The organism is Prauserella muralis, assembly GCF_003202285.1.
Lineage (GTDB): Bacteria > Actinomycetota > Actinomycetes > Mycobacteriales > Pseudonocardiaceae > Prauserella_B > Prauserella_B muralis.
On the sequence record NZ_MASW01000006.1, the window covers coordinates 448,971 to 469,339 of the forward strand.

At 72.0% G+C, this 20,369-nt stretch carries 22 protein-coding genes; 8 read left to right on the forward strand and 14 right to left on the reverse strand.

Annotated features, from left to right (window positions below; translation table 11 throughout):
- Nucleotides 1-54 precede the first annotated feature (54 nt).
- Complete coding sequence (locus tag BAY60_RS27525; protein ID WP_146771087.1) at nucleotides 55-1,419, reverse strand: HNH endonuclease signature motif containing protein; 1,365 nt, start codon at nucleotides 1,417-1,419, stop codon at nucleotides 55-57.
- A 99-nt stretch (nucleotides 1,420-1,518) separates the two neighbouring features.
- Nucleotides 1,519-1,962 carry a hypothetical protein gene (locus BAY60_RS27530; RefSeq protein ID WP_245992837.1) on the reverse strand — a complete coding sequence of 148 codons (444 nt, stop codon included), beginning with the start codon at nucleotides 1,960-1,962 and terminating at the stop codon, nucleotides 1,519-1,521.
- A 181-nt stretch (nucleotides 1,963-2,143) separates the two neighbouring features.
- Here BAY60_RS27530 and BAY60_RS27535 point away from each other — a divergent pair, with 181 nt between their 5' ends.
- A complete protein-coding gene (locus BAY60_RS27535) occupies nucleotides 2,144-3,250 on the forward strand; it encodes an LLM class flavin-dependent oxidoreductase (protein WP_112284260.1) in 1,107 nt (368 codons plus the stop codon).
- Nucleotides 3,247-3,861, forward strand: coding sequence for an FMN reductase (locus BAY60_RS27540; RefSeq protein ID WP_112284261.1), 615 nt, complete (start codon nucleotides 3,247-3,249; stop codon nucleotides 3,859-3,861). The genes BAY60_RS27535 and BAY60_RS27540 overlap by 4 nt, the downstream gene beginning before the upstream one ends.
- A 6-nt stretch (nucleotides 3,862-3,867) precedes the next feature.
- Here BAY60_RS27540 and BAY60_RS27545 read toward each other — a convergent pair whose 3' ends face one another.
- The 9 genes from BAY60_RS27545 to BAY60_RS27585 all read right to left on the reverse strand — a co-directional run bounded on the left by BAY60_RS27545 (nucleotide 3,868) and on the right by BAY60_RS27585 (nucleotide 12,976).
- Nucleotides 3,868-4,311, reverse strand: a complete 444-nt coding sequence (locus BAY60_RS27545; RefSeq protein WP_112284262.1) for an SgcJ/EcaC family oxidoreductase — start codon at nucleotides 4,309-4,311, stop codon at nucleotides 3,868-3,870.
- A 33-nt stretch (nucleotides 4,312-4,344) separates the two neighbouring features.
- Nucleotides 4,345-4,878 (reverse strand): MarR family winged helix-turn-helix transcriptional regulator, encoded by a 534-nt coding sequence (locus tag BAY60_RS27550; protein ID WP_112284263.1) that lies wholly within the window; start codon nucleotides 4,876-4,878, stop codon nucleotides 4,345-4,347.
- 37 nt (nucleotides 4,879-4,915) lie between these two features.
- The gene (locus BAY60_RS27555) at nucleotides 4,916-5,974 is read right to left on the reverse strand and encodes an alpha/beta fold hydrolase (protein WP_112284264.1); all 1,059 of its coding nucleotides are present in this window, start codon (nucleotides 5,972-5,974) and stop codon (nucleotides 4,916-4,918) included.
- A gap of 35 nt (nucleotides 5,975-6,009) precedes the next feature.
- Nucleotides 6,010-6,531, reverse strand: coding sequence for a GNAT family N-acetyltransferase (locus BAY60_RS27560; RefSeq protein WP_112284265.1), 522 nt, complete (start codon nucleotides 6,529-6,531; stop codon nucleotides 6,010-6,012).
- Complete coding sequence (gene map, locus BAY60_RS27565) at nucleotides 6,528-7,295, reverse strand: type I methionyl aminopeptidase (RefSeq protein WP_112284653.1); 768 nt, start codon at nucleotides 7,293-7,295, stop codon at nucleotides 6,528-6,530. Before map ends, BAY60_RS27560 begins: the two co-directional genes overlap by 4 nt.
- Nucleotides 7,296-7,351: 56 nt before the next feature.
- Nucleotides 7,352-8,515 (reverse strand): acyl-CoA dehydrogenase family protein, encoded by a 1,164-nt coding sequence (locus tag BAY60_RS27570; protein ID WP_112284266.1) that lies wholly within the window; start codon nucleotides 8,513-8,515, stop codon nucleotides 7,352-7,354.
- Complete coding sequence (locus tag BAY60_RS27575; protein WP_112284267.1) at nucleotides 8,512-10,485, reverse strand: acetyl-CoA carboxylase biotin carboxylase subunit; 1,974 nt, start codon at nucleotides 10,483-10,485, stop codon at nucleotides 8,512-8,514. Before BAY60_RS27575 ends, BAY60_RS27570 begins: the two co-directional genes overlap by 4 nt.
- Nucleotides 10,486-10,496: 11 nt before the next feature.
- Nucleotides 10,497-12,110 carry a carboxyl transferase domain-containing protein gene (locus BAY60_RS27580; protein WP_112284268.1) on the reverse strand — a complete coding sequence of 538 codons (1,614 nt, stop codon included), beginning with the start codon at nucleotides 12,108-12,110 and terminating at the stop codon, nucleotides 10,497-10,499.
- A gap of 80 nt (nucleotides 12,111-12,190) precedes the next feature.
- Nucleotides 12,191-12,976, reverse strand: coding sequence for an SGNH/GDSL hydrolase family protein (locus tag BAY60_RS27585; RefSeq protein WP_112284269.1), 786 nt, complete (start codon nucleotides 12,974-12,976; stop codon nucleotides 12,191-12,193).
- A 153-nt stretch (nucleotides 12,977-13,129) separates the two neighbouring features.
- Between BAY60_RS27585 and BAY60_RS27590 the strand changes: the two genes are divergently transcribed.
- Together BAY60_RS27590 and BAY60_RS27595 are read left to right on the forward strand one after the other, a co-directional pair.
- Complete coding sequence (locus tag BAY60_RS27590; protein WP_112284270.1) at nucleotides 13,130-13,720, forward strand: SACE_7040 family transcriptional regulator; 591 nt, start codon at nucleotides 13,130-13,132, stop codon at nucleotides 13,718-13,720.
- A gap of 123 nt (nucleotides 13,721-13,843) precedes the next feature.
- Nucleotides 13,844-14,266 carry a hypothetical protein gene (locus BAY60_RS27595; protein ID WP_245992866.1) on the forward strand — a complete coding sequence of 141 codons (423 nt, stop codon included), beginning with the start codon at nucleotides 13,844-13,846 and terminating at the stop codon, nucleotides 14,264-14,266.
- A 5-nt stretch (nucleotides 14,267-14,271) separates the two neighbouring features.
- On the opposite strand, the gene BAY60_RS27600 is transcribed toward BAY60_RS27595, so the two are convergent.
- Nucleotides 14,272-14,664 (reverse strand): VOC family protein, encoded by a 393-nt coding sequence (locus tag BAY60_RS27600; protein ID WP_112284272.1) that lies wholly within the window; start codon nucleotides 14,662-14,664, stop codon nucleotides 14,272-14,274.
- 63 nt (nucleotides 14,665-14,727) lie between these two features.
- Between BAY60_RS27600 and BAY60_RS27605 the strand changes: the two genes are divergently transcribed.
- The 3 genes from BAY60_RS27605 to BAY60_RS27615 are packed head-to-tail and all read left to right on the forward strand — an operon-like array spanning nucleotide 14,728 to nucleotide 17,093.
- A complete protein-coding gene (locus tag BAY60_RS27605) occupies nucleotides 14,728-15,084 on the forward strand; it encodes a PadR family transcriptional regulator (protein WP_112284273.1) in 357 nt (118 codons plus the stop codon).
- On the forward strand, nucleotides 15,081-15,527 hold the full coding sequence (locus tag BAY60_RS27610; RefSeq protein ID WP_112284274.1) for a VOC family protein: 447 nt from the start codon (nucleotides 15,081-15,083) through the stop codon (nucleotides 15,525-15,527). Before BAY60_RS27605 ends, BAY60_RS27610 begins: the two co-directional genes overlap by 4 nt.
- On the forward strand, nucleotides 15,528-17,093 hold the full coding sequence (locus tag BAY60_RS27615; protein ID WP_112284275.1) for a PucR family transcriptional regulator: 1,566 nt from the start codon (nucleotides 15,528-15,530) through the stop codon (nucleotides 17,091-17,093).
- Between the two features lie 124 nt (nucleotides 17,094-17,217).
- On the opposite strand, the gene BAY60_RS27620 is transcribed toward BAY60_RS27615, so the two are convergent.
- Together BAY60_RS27620 and BAY60_RS27625 are read right to left on the reverse strand one after the other, a co-directional pair.
- Nucleotides 17,218-18,099 (reverse strand): LLM class flavin-dependent oxidoreductase, encoded by an 882-nt coding sequence (locus tag BAY60_RS27620; RefSeq protein ID WP_112284276.1) that lies wholly within the window; start codon nucleotides 18,097-18,099, stop codon nucleotides 17,218-17,220.
- Entirely contained in the window at nucleotides 18,099-19,055 is a 957-nt protein-coding gene (locus tag BAY60_RS27625; RefSeq protein WP_112284277.1) for a zinc-binding dehydrogenase, read from the reverse strand. The genes BAY60_RS27620 and BAY60_RS27625 overlap by 1 nt, the downstream gene beginning before the upstream one ends.
- Nucleotides 19,056-19,229: 174 nt before the next feature.
- Here BAY60_RS27625 and ald point away from each other — a divergent pair, with 174 nt between their 5' ends.
- Nucleotides 19,230-20,339 carry an alanine dehydrogenase gene (gene ald, locus BAY60_RS27630; RefSeq protein ID WP_112284278.1) on the forward strand — a complete coding sequence of 370 codons (1,110 nt, stop codon included), beginning with the start codon at nucleotides 19,230-19,232 and terminating at the stop codon, nucleotides 20,337-20,339.
- Nucleotides 20,340-20,369 lie beyond the last annotated feature (30 nt).

A 20,369-nucleotide genomic window follows, 5' to 3' on the forward strand; every position in this document is an offset into this window, starting at 1 on the left:
TGCCCCGCCACCCGGGGTTCGGTGGTGGGGTGTGGCTGCGGGGAGGGCTGTGGGTCAGGGCGGTGCGGTGGTGGCGCCGTGGTTCCAGGGATTGCCGGCGGGCTGGGGGCAGGTGGTGCGCAGACGTCCGGCGCCGGGTTGGCGGAGGGCGGGGCTGCGGAAGTGAGGGCCGACGCGGTGGGTGTGGAGGGTGTTGCGGCGGGGTGCACGTTCGGGGTCGAGGTAGCCGGGTGGGACGTAGTGGGCGGCGCCGTCGATGAGGGTGATGTCCCAGCCGCTGTGGTGGATCAGCCGGTGATGGGTTTCGCAGAGGAGCACCAGATTCCACAGGGCGGTGGGGCCGCCGTCGATCCAGTGGAGAACGTGATGCGCTTGGCACCACTTGGGTTTGCGGTCGCAGCCGGGGAAGGTGCACCCGCCGTCGCGGCGAATCAGGGCGCGGCGGATGCGGCGGGGCACGGTGCGGGTGGTGCGGCCGACGTCGAGGATGTCACCGCGGGTGCCGAACACCATGGGCGCGGCCCGGCAGTCGCAGGCCATGCGCCGGATCTGGGCGGCGGAGAGGTCGAGATGCCCGTCGAGCAGGCCGCGCCCGATGCCCTGCTTGAGCTCGGCGAGAGTGGCCGAGACGAGCAGGGTGACCGGCTCCCCCGCCTCGCTGGGCGCATCCGGGCAGCGGGCGGCGAGCTTGAGCACGTCGACGAGGGCATCGCCCTGGCGCTGGACGCGGGTGCGCGGGTCGCGGCCGCCGTTCTCGCCTGCCCGGGGCTCGGTCAGCGGAGAGAGCAGGTTGGTCAGCAAGGCCCCGGATTCGGCGTCCAGCTCGAACGAGCCACGGAGTCTGCCGTCGGGGCGCTGCTGGAGGTCGAGGCACCGCTCGGGGCGGGCCAGGCGTTCGTCCTTGGGGGCGTCGCCGTCGGGGTCGAGCCGGTCGCGGATCTCCCGGCCCAGCCGGGCGACGACCCGGGGTTCGGTGTCGCGGGCGGCGTCGCACAGGATGTTTTCGGCGGTGTCCCGCTCCTGCGGAGTGGTCCAGGAGGGCAGGTCCCGGATCGCGGCGCGGATGGCCTCCACGTGCTCGGGGCCGATCGCACCCTCGGCCAGGGCGGCCGCCACCACCGGCAGCGCGGGCGCAACGAGCCCACCGGAGGCCGCGACCGCCGGGCACAGGGCCTTGGCGTGGCGGTGCACCTGCTGCGCGGCGCCGGAGCCCACCGCGAACAGCGCCCGCACCAGCCCGACCGGGGTGTAGCCACGACTGGTGGCGATGCCCCGGGTGTCGATCTCCGCCAGCAACGCCAGCTCCCGGGCATACAACCGGCGCCGCTGCCGCTCGGTCTCCCGCAGCGCGTCCAGCAGCTCCGCCTCACCCCAGTGGGACAGGGGCGGGGCGGCATCCATGACTTCGGTCGCGTCCACGAAACTATCGTAGCCCACTACTCGAACTGGTGTTCGACTCAATCGGGTGAATCCAGTGTCGGTCCTCGACCGGAACGCGTGGTGGCTGACCGGACGGACCTAGGGTCTTGCGGGGAAGTGCTGCCATCCGTCGGCGACGAGCTCCTGAACACCGGGGTGTTCGCGGGCATGCCGCTCCGGCTTCGGCGCCAGGAAGGGCCAGCGGAACCAGTGCTGCCGCACACCCCACCACAGCAGCAGCCACGCGACCACCCACAGCACGACGAGTGCGAGCTCCCAGAGCTTCGCCCAGGCGAGCGCACCGGCCAGCAACATCAGCCCGAGGAGCACGGCCGAGCCGACCAGCACCCAGAACACCGACTGCTCGATGCGGTGCCCGACCCGGCAGCGGCGGCATCGTGGCACGACCACTGAGAGCTGCTTCCACCGCTGGTAGACACCAACCACGACGAACGTGTCCCGCATGTCCCGGCGCAGCGACAGCTGCAGATGATGCCCGCCGTCGGTGGGCACCCCACAGAACCAGCACTCATTCCGCCCCACCAGCCGAGAGTAGCGGGATCGATCACCGCATAGTGCGCCCAGCGAAAGACACGGCAACCCCGGCGGCCAACACAGCGATCGCGGCGGCCGGCATGCGACCACGCCCGGGGAATACCGGCCCGCGGGAAGCCGTTAGGGTGGATAGTTGAGCAAGCAACTACTTCCGGGCAAGGTGATTGGGATGCAGTTCGGGATCTTCACCGTCGGTGACGTCACCACGGATCCCACCAACGGCCGGACCCCGACCGAGCACGAGCGCATCAAGTCCATGGTCGCGATCGCGCTCAAGGCCGAGGAGATCGGCCTCGACGTCTTCGCCACCGGCGAGCACCACAACCCCCCGTTCGTTCCCTCGTCGCCGACGACCATGCTCGGCTACATCGCGGCCCGCACCGAGCGGCTCATCCTCTCGACGTCCACCACGCTCATCACCACGAACGACCCGGTGAAGATCGCCGAGGACTTCGCGATGTTGCAGCACCTCGCCGACGGCAGGGTGGACCTCATGCTCGGCCGCGGCAACACCGGCCCCGTGTATCCCTGGTTCGGCCAGGACATCCGCATGGGCATCCCGCTGGCCATCGAGAACTACGCGCTGCTGCACGAGCTGTGGCGCAAGGACGTCGTCGACTGGGAGGGCCGCTTCCGCACCCCGCTGCAGGGCTTCACGTCCACCCCGCGCCCACTCGACGGCGTCCCGCCGTTCGTGTGGCACGGCTCCATCCGCAGCCCCGAGATCGCCGAGCAGGCCGCCTACTACGGCGACGGCTTCTTCGCCAACCACATCTTCTGGCCAAAGGAGCACTTCATGCGGCTCATCGATCTCTACCGGCAGCGCTACGAGCACCACGGGCACGGCTCGGCGCAGCAGGCCATCGTCGGCCTCGGCGGCCAGGTCTTCCTGCGCAGGAACTCCCAGGACGCGGTCCGCGAGTTCCGCCCGTACTTCGACAACGCCCCGGTATACGGGCACGGCCCCTCGCTCGAGGAGTTCACCGAGCAGACACCGCTCACCGTCGGCAGTCCGCAGGAGGTCATCGACAAGACCCTGACCTTCCGCGAGCACTTCGGCGACTACCAGCGCCAGCTCTTCCTCGTCGACCACGCGGGCCTGCCGCTGAAGACCGTGCTGGAGCAGCTCGACCTGCTGGGCGAGGAGGTTCTTCCCACGCTGCGCAGGGAGTTCGCCGCCAGGCGCGCCGCAGGCGTGCCGGACGCGCCCACCCACGCCTCACTGCTGGCCCGCAGCACCGACACCGAGCAGGTCCCGACGGGAGGCACCCGATGAAGCCCCTCACGCTCGCCGTGGTCTCGGCAGGGCTCACCGAGCCCTCCTCCACCCGGATGCTGGCCGACCGGCTCGCCGGTGCGGTCACCGGCGCGCTCGCCGACGACCGGCAGGTCGAGGTCACCGTGGTGGAACTGCGGGAACTCGCCGTGGACATCGCCAACAACCTCGTCACCGGCTTCCCGGGCCCCAGGCTCGGCGCCGCACTGGAGGCCGTGACCTCGGCGGACGGCCTCATCGCCGTCACGCCGATCTTCACCGCGTCCTACAGCGGGTTGTTCAAGTCCTTCTTCGACGTTCTCGACAACAAGGCGCTGGCAGGCAAGCCGGTCGCCATCGCCGCCACCGGCGGAACGGCCCGGCACTCCCTGGCCCTCGAACACGCGCTGCGGCCGATGTTCGCCTACCTGCGCGCCGTGGTGGTTCCCACGGCCGTGTTCGCCGCGCCCGAGGACTGGGCCTCCCAGGACGCCGACAGCCTCGCGGCACGCATCGACCGCGCGGCAGGCGAGCTGGCCCAGCTCCTCACCGGCCACACCGCGGCCGCGGAGGAGTCCGATGTGGTCGTTCCGTTCGAGGAACAGCTGGCGGCGGTGCGGCGGGGAGGGTGAGCGCCGTCAGGACGCCACGAGCGTGTTCTGCCTGGCCGCGATCCACCACCTGCCCTGCTGCCTGACCAGCACGTACAGCGCGATCATCGTGTGGTCCAGATCGATCAGCTCTCCGTCGGCCGTCGTCGCGCGGGCCTCCTTGTACGCCAGCGCGACGTCCGGCCGCAGGAAAACGATGTCGGCGACGTCGTAGCGCGCGTACTGGTCGCGCAGGAACCCCGCGAGACCCTGCCGGTTCGCCTCGTCGATCTCGGAGCGGCCCGAAAGGCGCACCCCGGCCGCGTTGACCACGTTCGCATCACGCGCGAAGTGTGCGGACAGCAGGTCGGGATCGTTGGTGTTGAACGCGGTCTCGGTGTCCGCCACGATCTGCCTGATGGCGGCGATGTCGGTCTCGGTGCCCGCGGTGGCGTCCGCGGCGGTCGGCGGCTGCGGCGATACGGATGTCATGCGGCCAGCCTCACACCTCCAGCAAAGTGGAGGTCAAGCCTCGCCGCGTTCCGCCCGTTCCGCCGCGCCAACCGGGCAGGTGTGGTCGTTCTCGACGCACACGTCCACATCGCACAGTCGGCACAGCAGACGTGCGTTGCCCACCGTGCCGTAGAGCCGCGTCAGCAACGTGCCGAGTGCGCCGTCGAGTGCGGCGCGCTCCCGCTCGTCCAGCTCCCGCACCAGCTCCGTCAGCCTGCCGCCGCGCGAGTCCAGGATCTGCCCCGCCGCGGCCCGTCCCGCGCCGGTGAGGTGGACGGCGACCCAGCGCCCCACCGTCTGCCTGCGTTCGACGAGACCCCGCCCCTCCAGCGAGTCGACCATCCGCGCCGCGGCGGGCTGACTCAGCCCCACGCGCCTGCCCAGCTCGGTGACGCTGAGTCCGGGCGCACCCGACAGCACCACCAGCGCCGAGGCGCCGCTCTCGCTCGTTCCGGCCGCGGCGGTGGCCCCGGCCAGCATCAGCTCGCTGACCGCGAGCGCCGCCGCCCCGAGCAGGTTCGCGGTACGTCGCTCGTCTGGATGCATGAGTTATGCATACCGGGCGTCGGGGAGAGACGCAACCTCAGCCGAGGTGGTCGGCCAGGAACCGGTCCACGTGCAGCCAGGTGGTGTCGCGGGCCCTGCGCCCGGTGAGCACGCCGAGGTGTCCCCCTGGCGCCACCTCGAAGCGCACCTCCTTGGCGTTCGGCAAGAGCCCCACCAGCCGCTCGACCGCCCTGCGCGGAGCGATCGTGTCCTGCTCGCCCGCGATCACCAGGGTCGGCGCCGTGACGCCGGACAGCGAGATGACCCGGCCTCCCAGATCGACGCTGCCCTCGGCGAGGTCGTTCGCGCGGAAGAACCGGTGGTACAGCTGGCCGAACGTGCGCCCCGGGTAGGCGATCATGTTGTCCATGAAGTGGTCCACCGCCTCGATCTGGGCGAGGAACTCCCGATCGTCGAGGTTGCGCAGGATCGCCAGCGGCTTGGTGATCTCCTTGTTGAGCCCGGTGGCCCGGAACACGCGGCTGACCAGATAGGACGGTGCGCCGCCGAGCAGCCGGTAGAACGGCGTCAGCAGGTGCCCGCCGGTGGCCTCGATGAGCGGCCGGAACGGCGCCACCAGCGGGATGGCGGTGAAGTCGAACGGCGAGGCGATCGTGGTGATGGACTCGATCGGCAAGTCGGAGCGGTCGGCGGCGGTCAGCAGGGAGAAGATGCCGCCGAGGCACCACGCGACGAGGTGCACCGGGCGGCCGCCGGCGTCGCTGCTCACCTTGCGGATCGCCCTCGGCAGCACCTCGTCGATCCAGTGCTCGACGCCGAGCCCGCGGTCGGCGAACGCGACGTTGCCGTAGTCCACCAGGTAGGTGCGCCTGCCCCCGGCCACCAGGTGCTCGGCGAGACTGCACCCGCGGCGCAGGTCGAAGCACAGCGCCGGAGCCGCCAGTGGCGGCACCAGCAGCACCGGCTGGCCCGCGGGCGTCGCTCCGCCCGCGCCGGTCATCCGGTACACCGATCGGTTGGGCCCCTGGTCGATGAGCACCCTGGGCACCGGACGCAGGTCGGCCACGCCGCCGTGCAGCACCTTCGCCGCCACGTTGGACGCCGCTGACACCAGCCGCGCCGGGGGTGTCGTCATCCCGCCTCCCTCGTCCTACGGGGTGACACGTTAACTCATGCCGTCACATCGAGGCGGCACGCGAAGACCTGCCCGGCCCAGTCCCCGACCTGGAACGTCTCGGTGGGTGTGAAGCCCTGGCCGGTGTAGTAGCGCACGAGCGCACCGTCGCCGCCCGCCCAGCAGTCCACCCGGAGCAGCCCCAGCCCGCGCCGCCGGGCTTCGTCCCGGGCGTGTCCGAGCAGGAAGGCGCCGACACCCGCGCCGGTGTGCTGCCGCGCGGTGATCAGCAGGTCGATGTACAACTCGGGCTCGTCGACGGGCGGGATGTGCGCGGGTGGGTGCTCGGTGAGCACCATGGCGCCCGCCGCCTCCCCGCCGCGTTCGGCGATCAGCAGCCCACCGCCCGCCGCCATGCCTCGTACCCGCTCGACCCGCCGGGCGTCGGCCGACCAGGGCTGCGACCCCCACTGGCCCTCGCGGCCCCGCTCGGTGAGCCACGCGACGGCGCCGTCGAACATCGCCAGCAGCAGCGCCGTGTCGTGTTCGCCGCCAGGGCGGATCACCAGTCCCGTCACGGCGCGGTGAGGATGCGGGGACCGTCGGCGGTGATCGCCACCGTGTGCTCGACGTGCGCGGCCCTGCTGCCGTCGGCGGTGAACAACGTCCAGCCGTCCTCGCCCAGCCGGTAGGCGTCCACCCCGCCCGCGACGAACATCGGCTCGATGGCGAGGACCATGCCGGGCCGCAGCCCCAGGCCGGTGCCCGCGGTCGCCTCGTTGGGCACGTGCGGCGCCTCGTGCATCGCGCGCCCGACACCGTGCCCGCCGTGGTCGGCGAGCAGGCCGTAGCCCGCCGAGCGCCCAACCGTGCCGATGGCGTGACCGATGTCACCGAGCCGGTTGCCCGGCCTGGCGGCGGCGATGCCGGCGTCGAGCGCACGCTCCGTCGTGGCGATCAGGTCGAGGTCGGCCTGCCGCGGGGTGCCGACGACGAAGCTGACGGCCGCGTCGCCGTGCCAGCCGTCGACCTCGGCGCCGAAGTCGATGCTGAGCAGGTCGCCGTCGGCCAGCCGGTGGGCGGTGGGGATGCCGTGCACCACGGCGTCGTTGACACTGGTGCACAGCACGGCCGGGTACGGGCTTGGCGCGAACCCCGGGTGGTAGTGCAGGAACGACGAGCGAGCGCCCGCGTCGGCCAGCACGTCCGCCGCCACCTCGTCCAGTTCCCGCAACGACGTACCGACGCCTGCCGCGGACCTGACGGCCTGCAACGCCGTCGCGACCACCTTGCCGGCCAGCCGCATGGCGTCCAGTTCACCGGGCGTCTTGAGTTCGATCACCGCACAGCCCATTCCACGTCGTGATAGTTATACCGGTATACCTATCACAGCCCGGTTCAGCTGGGAAGGCCGAGCTCGCGGGCGATGAGCATGCGCTGCACCTCACTCGTGCCCTCACCGATCTCCAGGATCTTCGCGTCCCGGTAGAAGCGGCCAACCGGGAACTCGTTCATGAACCCGTAGCCGCCGAAGACCTGTGTCGCGTCCCTGGCGTTGTCCATCGCCGCGTTGGACGACACCAGCTTGGCGATGGCCGCCTCCTTCTTGAACGGCTCGCCGCGCAGCATCTTCGCCGCCGCCTGATAGTAGGCAAGCCGCGCGGTGTGCGCGCGCGTCTCCATGTCGGCGATCTTGAACTGGATGGCCTGGTAGGCACCGATCTTGCTGCCGAACGCCTCGCGCTCGTTCACGTACCGCAGGCACTCGTCCACGCAGCCCTGCGCCAGTCCGACGCTCAGCGCCGCGATCGCGATCCTGCCCTCGTCCAGAATGGACAGGAACTGGGCGTAACCGCGCCCGCGCTCGCCGAGGAGGTTGCCGGCGGGCACCCGGCAGTCGTCGAAGGACAGCTCGTGGGTGTCCGAGGCGTTCCAGCCGACCTTCGAGTACTTCGGCGCCACGGTGAAGCCCGGTGTGCCCGACGGCACGATGATCGCCGAGATCTCCTTGCGGCCGTCCGGCTTCTGTCCCGTCACCGCAGTCACGGTCACGAGCCGGGTGATGTCGGTGCCGGAGTTGGTGATGAAGGACTTGCTGCCGTTGATGACCCAGTCACCCCCGCCGTCGTCGAGGCGGGCCGTGGTCCGTGTGGCGCCCGCGTCGGAGCCGCCGCCGGGCTCGGTGAGACCGAACGCGCCGAGCGCCTCGCCCGCGCACAGGGCGGGAAGCCACCGGCGCTTCTGCTCGTCGGAGCCGAACCGGTAGATCGGCATCGCGCCGAGCGACACACCCGCCTCCAGCGTGATGGCCACCGACGAGTCGACCCTGGCCAGTTCCTCCAGCGCCAGGCACAGCGCGAAGTAGTCGCCGCCCATGCCGCCGAACTCCTCGGGAAACGGCAGGCCGAACAGCCCCATCCGGCCCATCCCGGCCACCAGGTCGTACGGGAACTCCTCACGCTCGTAGAAGCCGCCGATCACCGGCGCCACCTCGTTCTGCGCGAAGTCCTGGACGGTCTTGCGCAGAGCCTCGTACTCGTCGCCGAGCCGGAAGTCGATCATGAGTTTTCCTCCTGAGGGGTGACCAGGGCGAGGGGCTCGTCGAGCGCGACCTGTTGGCCCGCGCGGACGTGCAGTTCGGTGACCACGCCGTCGACCGGCGCGGTGATCGTGTGTTCCATCTTCATGGCCTCCACCACGAGCAGCGGGGCGCCTGCCGCGACGGTGTCGCCGCGCTCGGCCTTGACCACGAGCACGGTGCCCGGCATGGGACTGGTGACCGGGCCCGCCTCGGTGGATTCGGCGTGGCTCGCGAGCAGGTTCGGCACCTCGCCGATCGCCACGCCGTATCCCTCGCGGGCCAGCCACAGCGTGCCGTCGGGCGAGGCCGCGCGCCGGTAGGCGCGGTACTCGCCGCCGCACCGCACCGCGAGCTCGCCGTCCCGCCGCTCGGCGGCCGCCGTCACCGGCTCGCCACCGTCCACACTCACCAGCGCCGCCGAGGGCGTGCCCTCGATGCGCACCAGCGCCTCGGTGTGCTCGGCGCGCAACCGGAACACCACGCCTGCGCTCGCGCCGAGCCGCCAGCCGCTGGGCACGTCCCAGGGGTCAACGACCGGCCCCGCCGGGTACAGGCCGAGCAGGCGGTCGAGCGCGGCGGCGACGAAGAACTCCTCGGGCACCTCGCGCGAGGTCAGCTCGTCGAGCCTGCGTTCGACCAGCCCGGTGTCGAGGGTGCCCTGCCGGACGTCGGGGTCCTGCACGAGTGCTCTCAGGAACGGCACGTTGGTCGTCACGCCGAGCACGGCCGTCTCGGCGAGTGCCCGGTCGAGCCGGTGGAGCGCGGCCGCGCGGTCGGGCCCCCACGCCACGACCTTGGCGAGCATCGGGTCGTAGCTGGAGCCGACGCTCGTGCCCTCACGCAGTCCCGAGTCGACGCGGACGTGCGCGCCACGCGGTTCGGCGAGTGCGAGGACGGTGCCGCCCGTGGGGACGAACCCCCTGGCCGGGTCCTCGGCGTAGACGCGCGCCTCGGCGGCGTGGCCGTCCAGGCGCACGTCCTGCTGGCGCACGGTCAGCTCCTCCCCCGCGGCGACGCGCAACTGCCACTCCACGAGGTCGAGTCCGGTGACCAGCTCGGTCACCGGGTGCTCCACCTGCAGGCGCGTGTTCATCTCCATGAAGAAGAACTCACCGGGGTCCTTGGCCGAGACGATGAACTCGACGGTGCCCGCGCCGACATAGCCGACGGAGCGGGCCGCCTCGACGGCCGAGGCACCCATGCGTGCCCGCGTGCCGGCATCCAGCAGGGCCGACGGCGCTTCCTCGACGATCTTCTGGTGCCGCCGCTGCAGGCTGCACTCGCGCTCGCCGAGGTGGATGACGTTGCCGTGGCCATCGGCGAGCACCTGGATCTCGATGTGCCGGGGCGTGGTGACGAACCGCTCGATGAGCAGCCGGTCGTCGCCGAAGGCACTGCGCGCCTCCCGCTGTGCCGATTCCACGGCGTCGGCCAGCTCGGCCGGGTCGTGCACCAGCCGCATGCCCTTGCCGCCGCCACCGGCGGAGGGCTTGAGCAGCACCGGGTAGCCGACGTCGTCCGCAGCGGCCGCGACGTCGTCGACATCGGACCTGCCGGGAACGACCGGAACCCCGGCGGCGGCGACAGTGGCCTTCGCGCGGATCTTGTCGCCCATCGCCTCGATGGCGCTCGCCGGTGGCCCCACGAACACGAGGCCCGCCTCCGCGCAGGCCTTGGCGAACCCGGCGTTCTCGGCGAGGAAGCCGTATCCGGGGTGCACCGCCTGCGCGCCGGACTCCACGGCCGCGCGCATGACGTCCGGAATGGACAGATAGCTCCGTGCCGCCTCGGCGGGGCCGAGCCGCACGGCCGTGTCGGCCTCCCTGACGTGCCGGGCATCGGCGTCGGCGTCGCTGTAGACCGCGACGGAGCGGATGCCGAGGCGGCGCAGCGTGCCGATGACGCGGACGGCGATCTCCCCGCGGTTGGCGACGAGAACAGTGTCGAACATGCTCTGAGTCCTCACATCCTGAAGACGCCGTAGCCGACCGGATCCAGCGGTGCGTTGGCCGACGCCGACAGCGCGAGGCCCAGCACCGTGCGCGTGTCCATCGGGTCGATCACGCCGTCGTCCCACAGCCGTGCGGTGGAGTAGTAGGGATTGCCCTGGTGCTCGTACTGTTCCCGGATCGGGTCCTTGAACGCCTCCTCGGCCTCGGCGGGCCAGTCCTCACCGCGTGCCTCGACGGCGTCGCGGCGCACGGTGGCCAGCACCGAGGCCGCCTGCTCGCCGCCCATCACGGAGATGCGGGCGTTGGGCCACATCCACAGGAACCGGGGCGAGTAGGCCCGCCCGCACATCGAGTAGTTGCCCGCGCCGAACGAGCCGCCGATGATGACGGTGAACTTCGGCACCCGCGCGCAGGCCACGGCGGTGACCATCTTGGCCCCGTGCTTGGCGATCCCGCCGGCCTCGTAGGCCTTCCCGACCATGAAGCCGGTGATGTTCTGCAGGAACACCAGCGGGATCGACCGCTTGTCACACAGCTCGATGAAGTGCGCACCCTTCATCGCCGACTCGGCGAACAGCACGCCGTTGTTGGCGACGATGCCCACCGGGTGGCCGTGGATGCGGGCGAAGCCGGTGACGAGCGTGCCGCCGTACTCCTTCTTGAACTCGCCGAACCGGCTGCCGTCGACGATCCGTGCGATCACCTCACGCACGTCGTAGGGCGTGCGCGAGTCGGCGGGCACCACCCCGTACAGCTCGCGGGGGTCGGCGGCGGGTTCCTCGGCGGGCAGCACGTCCCACGGCCGTGGCGCACGCGGCCCCAGCGTCGAGACGATCGAGCGGACGATGCGCAGCGCGTCGGCGTCGTCGGCGGCCAGGTGGTCCGTGACGCCGGACGAACGCGCGTGCACGTCGCCGCCGCCGAGCTCCTCGGCGGTGACCACCTCGCCGGTCGCGGCCTTCACCAGCGGCGGCCCGCCCAGGAAGATCGTGCCCTGGTTGCGCACGATCACGGCCTCGTCGCTCATCGCAGGAACGTACGCGCCGCCCGCCGTGCAGGACCCGAGCACGGCGGCGATCTGCGGGATGCCGCGCGCGGACATCGTGGCCTGGTTGTAGAAGATGCGGCCGAAGTGCTCGCGGTCGGGGAACACCTCGTCCTGCCGGGGCAGGAACGCGCCGCCCGAGTCGACGAGGTAGATGCAGGGCAGGTGGTTGTGCAGGGCGACTTCCTGCGCGCGCAGGTGCTTCTTGACGGTCATCGGGTAGTAGGTCCCGCCCTTGACCGTCGCGTCGTTGGCGACGATCACGCACTCGCGCCCGGACACCCGCCCGATGCCGGTGATGATCCCGGCCGACGGCGCCTCGTCGTCGTAGAGCCCGGTCGCCGCGAGCGGCGAGAGCTCGAGAAACGGCGAGCCGGGGTCGAGCAGCGCGTCCACCCGGTCGCGCGGCAGCAGCTTGCCGCGTTCCACATGGCGGGCTCGGGCCTTCTCGGGTCCGCCGAGCCGCGCGGTGGCGAGCCGTTTGCGGAGATCCTCCACCAGCTCGGCGTGCGCGCTCGCGTTGCGGGCATACGCCTCTTCGCGCGGATCGGCCGACGTGGTCAGCGCTGGAGTGTCCATCACGCCCTCAGGTTAGCAGCCGTTAACACCACGCGAGATGTTAGCGACCGCTAACCCGGGCTGTCCAGAGGCGCGGACACTCAGCCTGCGACCGCCTCCAGCGCGGGCAGGTAGCCGAGCGACTGCCCCTTGACGTTCGGGTGGTAGGACTCGTCGACCGGCCAGGTCAGGCTGTGCAGCCACCAGTCGGCCGAGCAGATTTCGTGCCCGGTGAACGGCCCGCGGACGTCCACGAACGTGAACCCGGCCGCGGCGGCCCGCTGCGCGGTGACCTCCGCGAGCGTGTCGGCACCCGAGTTGATGGCGGCCCGCTTCGTCTCGCTCAGCCCGGCGTTGCACGAGCCCTCGAGCTGGTAGAAGCGCGGGTACCCGAGCACGACGACCTCGGCGGACGGCGCACGGCTCGCGATCGTGGCGTAGACGGTGTCGAGCCGCGCGGGCAACGTCTCGCGGACGAACGCCTTGGCCTCCTCGACCCGGTCCACACACGCCTGGTCGCCGCCGAGCGTGCAGTCGGTCATGACGTCGGTGAACCCGGCGTCGTTGCCGCCGACCGAGACCGTCACGAACGTGGTGCTCGCGCTCAGCGCGTCGGCCTGCCCGAGCACGTCGCTGGTCCGGGCGCCGAGGCAGGCCACGAACCGGAAGTCGGAAACGCCGTGGGACGTGGCCCACAGCTGGGGATAGGCGTTGGCGCTGCGCTTGCACGACCCGGAGTCGCCGTAGTCGCCCGCACCGACGCCGGAGGAGTAGGAGTCGCCGAGCGCGACGTAGCTGACGGCCGCAGCGTTGGCGACCGGGGAGAACAGCGACGCGAGCGAGACGACCAGGAACACCGAGAGGACACGACAAGCTTTCACGAGCATGGCCGACCCCTTCGTTAACCATTCGCCGGTAAGAGCTTTACCAGCCGGTTCACCGGGGCGGAAGATCACGGACGGCCGGTAACCCGACCGGACCACGCCGGAAGTCGCAGCGGATGTTAGCGCTCGCTAACCGACCTCGCCTAGACTGACGAGATGTCCTCCAGCCCTGTCCCGCTGGCCGGTGGCGAGAAGGCCACCCGGCGCGAGCAGATCCTCGCGGCCGCGGCCGAACTGTTCGCCCGGCACGGCTTCCACGGGGTCGGCATCGACGACATCGGCGCCGCCGTCGGCATCTCGGGCCCGGCACTGTACCGCCACTTCCGCAGCAAGGACGCCATGCTCGGCGAGATGCTGACGTCGATCAGCGAGTACCTGCTCGACGGCGGCAGGCGGCAGGCGGAGCGCACGGGCGACCCCGACGAGACGCTGGCCGCGCTCGTGGCCTTCCACGTGGAGTTCGCACTCGCCCAGCCCGCGCTCATCACCGTGCAGGAACGCAACCTCGCCAACCTCACCGACGCCGACCGCAAGCAGGTGCGGGCACTGCAGCGCCGCTACGTCGAGGTGTGGGTGCGCACCCTGCGCGCGGCGGTGCCTCATCTGGACGAGCCGCGAGCCCGCTCGACGGCGCACGCGGTGTTCGGCCTCATCAACTCCACCCCGCACAACCGCCACCTTCCGGGTGACGAGCTGGCCGAACTGCTGGGTCACCTGGCGCTGGGTGCGTTGTACGCAGCGAAATGACGATCACTCAAGCGGGCGCACCACAATCCGGCGCCCCTGGTGTTTGATAGGCACGTGCACGCGGACTCCGGTGGCGACGAGCAGCCCTCGCTCGTCGAGAAGGCACAGCGAGCGCTCCTCGCGATGCGCCTCGGCGACGACGCCGAGGCGCTCGACGTGCTGGCACCGTCCGCGGGCGATCGGCTGGCCGAGACGCGCGAGCTGACCCTGCTGCTGTTCGGCACGTGCAGCGCCATGGTCGGCTCGCTCGGCGACGGCGGCGCCGCACCCGTCAAGGTGCAGGTTTTCGACGAGGCGGGCGAGGAGGTCTCCATCGACCAGGCCGACCCGCCGGTCCGCACGGCCGTGCGGACGTTGCTGGCCGAGGTGCACGGCAACACCGAGGCGGCGGAGGAGCAGGTGGAGATCGCCTTGGCCAGCGCGGCGCCCGACGAGGTGGACAGCCTTCTGCTGCAGGCGCTGCGCTGGACGATGCGGCTGTCGGCCGAGTGCCTCGAGCGTGGCCTGCCGGTGGCGCCGTGGATCGCCGACGCGCTCACCGACTGACGCGGTCAGGGCTCCCTCTGCTGCAGCGCATAGCGGTTGCCGTCCGGATCGGCGAACATCGCCCACCAGCCCCACGGCTGACGGGTCGGCTTCGCCGGGAACTCCACGCCCTTGGCCGACAGCTCCTCGTAGGTCCGTTCGACGTCGTCGGCGTAGAAGAAGACGTTCGCCGTGGGCCGGCCCTCGCGGACGGGAAACCGGAACTCGTCGTCCGGGTCGGCACTGAGCACGAGCGCCGTCCGGCCGTCAGGTGAGGTCACCTCCAGCCAGCGGTGGCCGCCGTCCCCGTACGGCGCGTCGGTGGTGACCGTGAACCCCAGGGTCTGCGACCAGAACTCCCTCGCCCGCTGCTGGTCGCGCACCCCGATGACGACCTTGCTCACGCCCCGCATACCCATGATTGACTCCTGTTCGGATATATCCATCTCGGATACAACGAGACTGGAGTGTATGCTCGGCGCATGGCGCAGCGCAACCTGCCGCCCGTGACCCCCGCGGGCTTCCAGGTGCTGCTCGCACTCGCGGGTGGCAGAGCGCACGGCTACGGGATCATGGGGTTCGTCGGCGAGATCACCGGTGGCTCCGTGCAGCTCGGCCCCGGCACGCTGTACCGGACGCTCGCCCGGCTAGCGGCGGACGGGCTCGTGCAGGAAGCTCCCGGCATGAGCGAGGACGAGCCGCACGACGCGCGGCGCCGCTACTACCAGCTCACCGACCTCGGCAGGCAGGTCGCCGTGCGCGAGGCCGAGCTCCTCGAACGGCTCACCGCCGCGGCCGTGGACGCCGGGCTGCTCGACGGGCAGGCGAGAACGGCATGAACGCCCCAAGCCGGGCACTCGGCCTGGTGCCCCACCTGTTCGTCAAGGACGTCGACACGGCGCTGTCCTTCTACCGCAGGGCGTTCGGCGCGGTGGAGCTGTTCCGGAACCTGCTGCCCGACGGCACCGTGTTGTTCGTGGACGTCGCGGTCGGTGACGCGCGGCTGCTCGTCAGCCAGGAGATCCCTGCCCTCGACGCGCTCGCGCCCGCGACGCTCGGCGGCACCCCGATGCTGCTCACCCTGGAGACCGAGGACCCGGACGACCTCCTCCGGCGGGCGGTGTTCGCGGGCGCCACGGTGGAGGCGCCCGTCGAGGAGATGTTCTTCGGCGAGCGCTACGGCCGGGTGGTCGACCCGGACGGCCACCGCTGGGCATTGACCACCAAGCGCGAGCAGTTCACGCCCAGCGACATCGACGCCCGCACCCCCGACGGTGTCTAGATGGTCTCGGTACGCAGCGTCGTCGACAGGGTGGGGCCGACCCTGCTGCACGCCGTCCACCTGCCGGAGGGCTGCCCCGCCGTGTCGGATGTCGTCATCGCCGAGCCGGGCGGCGTGCATCTCGGCGCGGGCGACCTCGTGCTGGCCGTCACCGTGCCCGACGCGCAGGCCGCCGTCGAGCTGATCCGCGGCTGCGGCGAGCACGAGGCGGCGGCCGTGCTGCTCAAGCCGCCGCTGGCGGGCAAGCCGGCGGTGCGCCGCGCCGCGCGCACGGCAGGGATCGGGCTCATCGAGGTCCATGCCGCCACCTCGTGGGCGCAGCTCGTGTGGCTGCTGCGCACGGTGCTCGACGCCATCGCCGACGAGACCGACACCCTGGAGAACGGCGACGATCCGGCCGCGAGCGACCTGTTCCGGCTCGCCGATGCGGTGGCGTCCGTCGTGGACGCGCCGGTGACCATCGAGGACACCAACTCGCGCGTGCTGGCCTACTCGGCCCGCCAGGACATCACCGACCCTGCGCGGGTGGCGACGATCATGGGACGGCGCATCCCGGACGACGTGCTCGCGCGGTTTCGTTCGCGCGGCGTGTTCCGTGACCTCTCCCGGGGCAGGCAGACGATCTTCGTGCCCGGCCAGCGGGACGGCACCAAGCCGCGGCTCATCGTGCCGATCCGGATGGGCGGCGAACTGCTCGGCTCCATGTGGGCGGTGGTGGCCGGGCCGGTCTCCGACGAGCGGGCCGCGGCCTTCGCCGATACGGCACCCGTCGTGGCGCTGCATCTGCTGCGCCGCCGCGCGCACGCCGAGGTCCAGCGCCGCGCCTCCGCCGAGCTGCTGCGGGCCCTGCTGCGCGGGGAGGTGAGTCCCCGCAAGGCCGTGGCGGAACTGGACCTCGCGGACGAGCCACACCGCGTGGTCGCCGTGGAGACCACCGGTGGCGAGACGCTCGACGGGGAGGGGCTGCGGCTGGCGCTGCTGGAGCGGCTCTCGCAGGGCGTTGGCCGCCGCCCGCCCGCTGCCGAGAACGGCGGCCTGCTCTACGTCGTGGTGCCGGACGGCTCGGGCCCCGGGTCGTGGCCGGAGCTACGGAGCGCCCTCGCCGACGTTCCCGCGGGGCGCAAGACGGGCGCCCTGCGCGCGGCCGCGGGCAGTGTGGCCGGGCTCGCGGACCTGGCCCGTTCGCGGGCGGAGGCGGAGGAGGCGCTCGGTCTCCTGCGCGCCGGCGTGCTGCCGGGCAGGGTGGTGTGCTTCGACGACGTGTGGACGGCGCTGGTGCTGCACCGCGTCGCGACCGCGGCGAGCGGGGCGCGGGTCACCGACCTGGGCCCGCTGGGTGCCATCCGGGCGCACGACACCAGCACCGGCACCGAGTACGCGCACACGTTGTACGAGTGGCTGCGGCATCCCGGCGACCCACGCGCGGCGGCACACGCCCTGCGGATCCACCCCAACACCCTGCGCTACCGCATGCGCAAGCTGCTGGAACTGGTACCGCTCGACCTGGACGACCCGGACCTGCGGCTCGCCCTGCTCACCCAGCTGATCACCCAGCGCTGGGCGTAACCGGCCGCCCCAAGCTCCCCAATGTGGCATTCGTAGCGTTCAACTTCCCCAATGCGGCATTCGTAGCGCCCAGCGCCACCAATGCCGCATCGGGGAACTCCCCCTGCCGTTCCCGGCGCCGCCGTCAGCTCAGTTGCCTCGCCACCTCGCCGAGCAGCTCCACCTGCCGGAACCAGTCGCCGCCGAAGGGCATCGCCACGATCCGGCCAGCACCGAGGTCGCCGTAGGCGGCGTAGCGCTCGGCCACCTCGGCCGGGTCGCCGAGTGCCAGCGCGGCGCGCGCCCACTGCTCGTCGAAGCCGTAGCCGGCCAGGCCACGCACCCGGCTCTCCACCGCCGACCCGGCGAGCTTGCCGATGCCGGTGCTCACCGACACCGACAAACCCGGCGCCGGCCTGCCGAACGAGTCGGCCAGCTCGGTGAGCCTGCGCAGGTCGGCCTCCAGCGCGGCAGGCGGGACGAACGCCGGATACCACTCGTCGGCGTACCAGGCGGCCCGCCGCAGCGCCACCGGCCCGCTCCCGCCGACCAGCACCGGCGGCACGGTGGCCTTCGGTGCGAGCGTCACCGGCTCCGCCCCGACCACGGTGGTCCTGCCCTCGATGAGCCCGGGCAGCACCTCCAGCGCCGCGTCGGTGTACCGGCCACGCTCGGCGAAGGGCACGCCCACCACCCGCCACGCCGGCTCGCCGTGCACGGACCCTCCCGCGCCCACCCCCAGCAGGACGCGGTCGCCCGACAACAGCTGCAGCGTGGCGACCTGCTTCGCGGCCCACACCGCGCCGCGCAGCGCCGGGATCAGCACCCCGAAACCCACCCTGAGCCGCTGTGTCGCGGTCGCGGCGGCGGTGAGCACGAGCGTGCTGTCCAGGATGGGCGCCGCCCCGATGAGGTGGTCGCCCTTCCACACCGACTCCAGCCCGCACTCCTCGGCGTGCCTGGCGTGCGCGGCGACGTCACCCGCCTGCTCGGGGCCGAACGAGGGCAGCACCACCCCGACGCGCATCACGCCACCTCCAGCAGCGTCTTGCCGATCGTCGCGCGCGACTCGATGGCCGCATGCGCATCGGCCGCCCGCTCCAGCGCGAAGCGCTGGCCGATCACCGGCCGCAGCCGCCCGGCCGCGGCCTCCGCGAGCGCGCTGCGGGCGAACGCCCGCAGCTGCTCCGGCGCGGGCCGCTCCCAGCTCACGGTGACGCCCCGCTCGGCGGCCAGCTCCTCCGGGATCTCGGCCATCGACCCGCTCGCGGCCCCGAACGGCAGCATCCGGCCACCTCTGCCGAGCAGATCGAACGCGGCCCGGCCGAGGTCGCCACCCACGGCGTCGAAGACGACGTCCACCCCGCCTGCGGCCTCGCGCACCCGCTCGGCCCAGCCGGGGTCGCGGTAGTCGACGGTCACCTCGGCGCCCAGTTCGCGGGCCAGCTCCAGCTTGCGCTGTCCCCCCGCCGCCGCGACGACGCGGGCGCCCGCGGCCCGCGCGAGCTGCACCAGCAGGCTGCCGACCCCTCCGGCCGCCGCCTCGACGAGCACCCACTCACCGCCGCGCGGCCGCGCCCACGAGACGAGCATCGTCGCCGTGCGCCCGTCCGCGAGCAGCGCCACCGCGTCGTCCAGCCCCAGCCCCTCCGGCACCTCCAGCACGGCCCCGGCGTCGACGGCCACGCGCTCGGCGTAGCCGCCCGTGCCGTTCAGGCTGCTGACCACGCGCTGCCCCGCCAGGCCGGGATCCGCCCCCGGCCCCACCCGGGTGATCACGCCACCGACGCCGTTGCCCGGGATGAGCGGGGGCTGCGCGGTGAACGGCCCCCAGCCGCTGCGCCGGAACTGCGTCTCGACGAACGTGATGTTGGCGAACGCGACGTCGACGAGCACCTGGCCCTCACCCGGCTCGGGATCCGGCGCCTCGCCCGCGACGAGCACCTCCGGCTCGCCGAACTCCTTCAGCCATACCGCCCTCATGGGACCCCTTCCTCGACAGGAGCCCAGCGTGCGACTTCGACTTAACTGGAGGTCAAGGGTTTGTGCTCGGGTAACCATGGAACACTGACCGCATTGTGTTGCGCCGACGATGACACCGCCGTCCGGGTGGTTCACCGTGAACAGCGACACCAGAACGAGACGCAGGAGGATCCTGTGCGTATCGCCGTCCCCCGAGAGATCAAGAAGCACGAGTACCGCGTGGCGGTGACCCCGGCAGGCGTGCACGAGCTGACCCGGCGCGGCCACGACGTCTTCATCGAGGCCGATGCGGGCATCGGCTCCGCCATCACCGACGAGGAGTACCTGGCGGCGGGTGCGAAGATCCTGGCCACCGCCGAGGACACCTGGGCGGAGGGCGAGCTGGTGCTCAAGGTGAAGGAGCCGATCGCCGAGGAGTACGAGCGCCTGCGCGGCGACCAGGTGCTGTTCACCTACCTGCACCTGGCCGCGGACCGCCCGCTCACCGAGGCGCTGCTCTCGGCGGGCACCACCGCGATCGCGTACGAGACCGTGCAGACCGACACCGGTGCGCTGCCGTTGCTCGCGCCCATGTCGGAGGTGGCGGGCAGGCTCGCGCCGCAGGTGGGCGCGCAGGCGATGCTCAAGCCCAGCGGCGGGCGCGGCGTGCTGCCCGCGGGCATTCCGGGGGTGCACCCGGCCAGGGTCGTCGTGATCGGCGGTGGCGTGGCCGGGCTCAACGCGGCCCGGATCGCGCTCGGCCTCGGCGCCGACGTCGAGGTGCTGGACACCAACGTCGACCGGCTGCGGCAGATCGACGACGACTTCGCGGGCCGCATCCGCACCGTGACCTCCAACGCGCTGTCGCTGGAGCACGCCGTACTGGAGGCAGACCTGGTGATCGGCGCGGTGCTGGTGGCGGGCGCCAGGGCGCCGAAGCTGGTGTCGAACGAGCTGGTGTCCCGCATGAAGCCCGGCAGCGTGCTCGTGGACATCTCCATCGACCAGGGCGGCTGCTTCGCCGACTCGCGGCCGACGACCCACGACGAGCCGACCTACCGGGTGCACGAGTCGGTGTTCTACTGCGTCGCCAACATGCCGGGCGCGGTGCCGAGGACCTCGACGTACGGCCTGACGAACGTCACGCTGCCCTACGCGGTGCGGCTGGCCGACCACGGCTGGCGCGAGGCGCTGGGCGGCGACCCCGCGCTGGCGAAGGGGCTCAACACCCACGCGGGCGCGCTGACCAACGAGGCGGTCGCGAAGGCCCACGACCTGCCCCACCGGCCCGTCGAGCTGTCCTGACCGGGGCCAGGTGCCGGCCAGGCGGGGCAC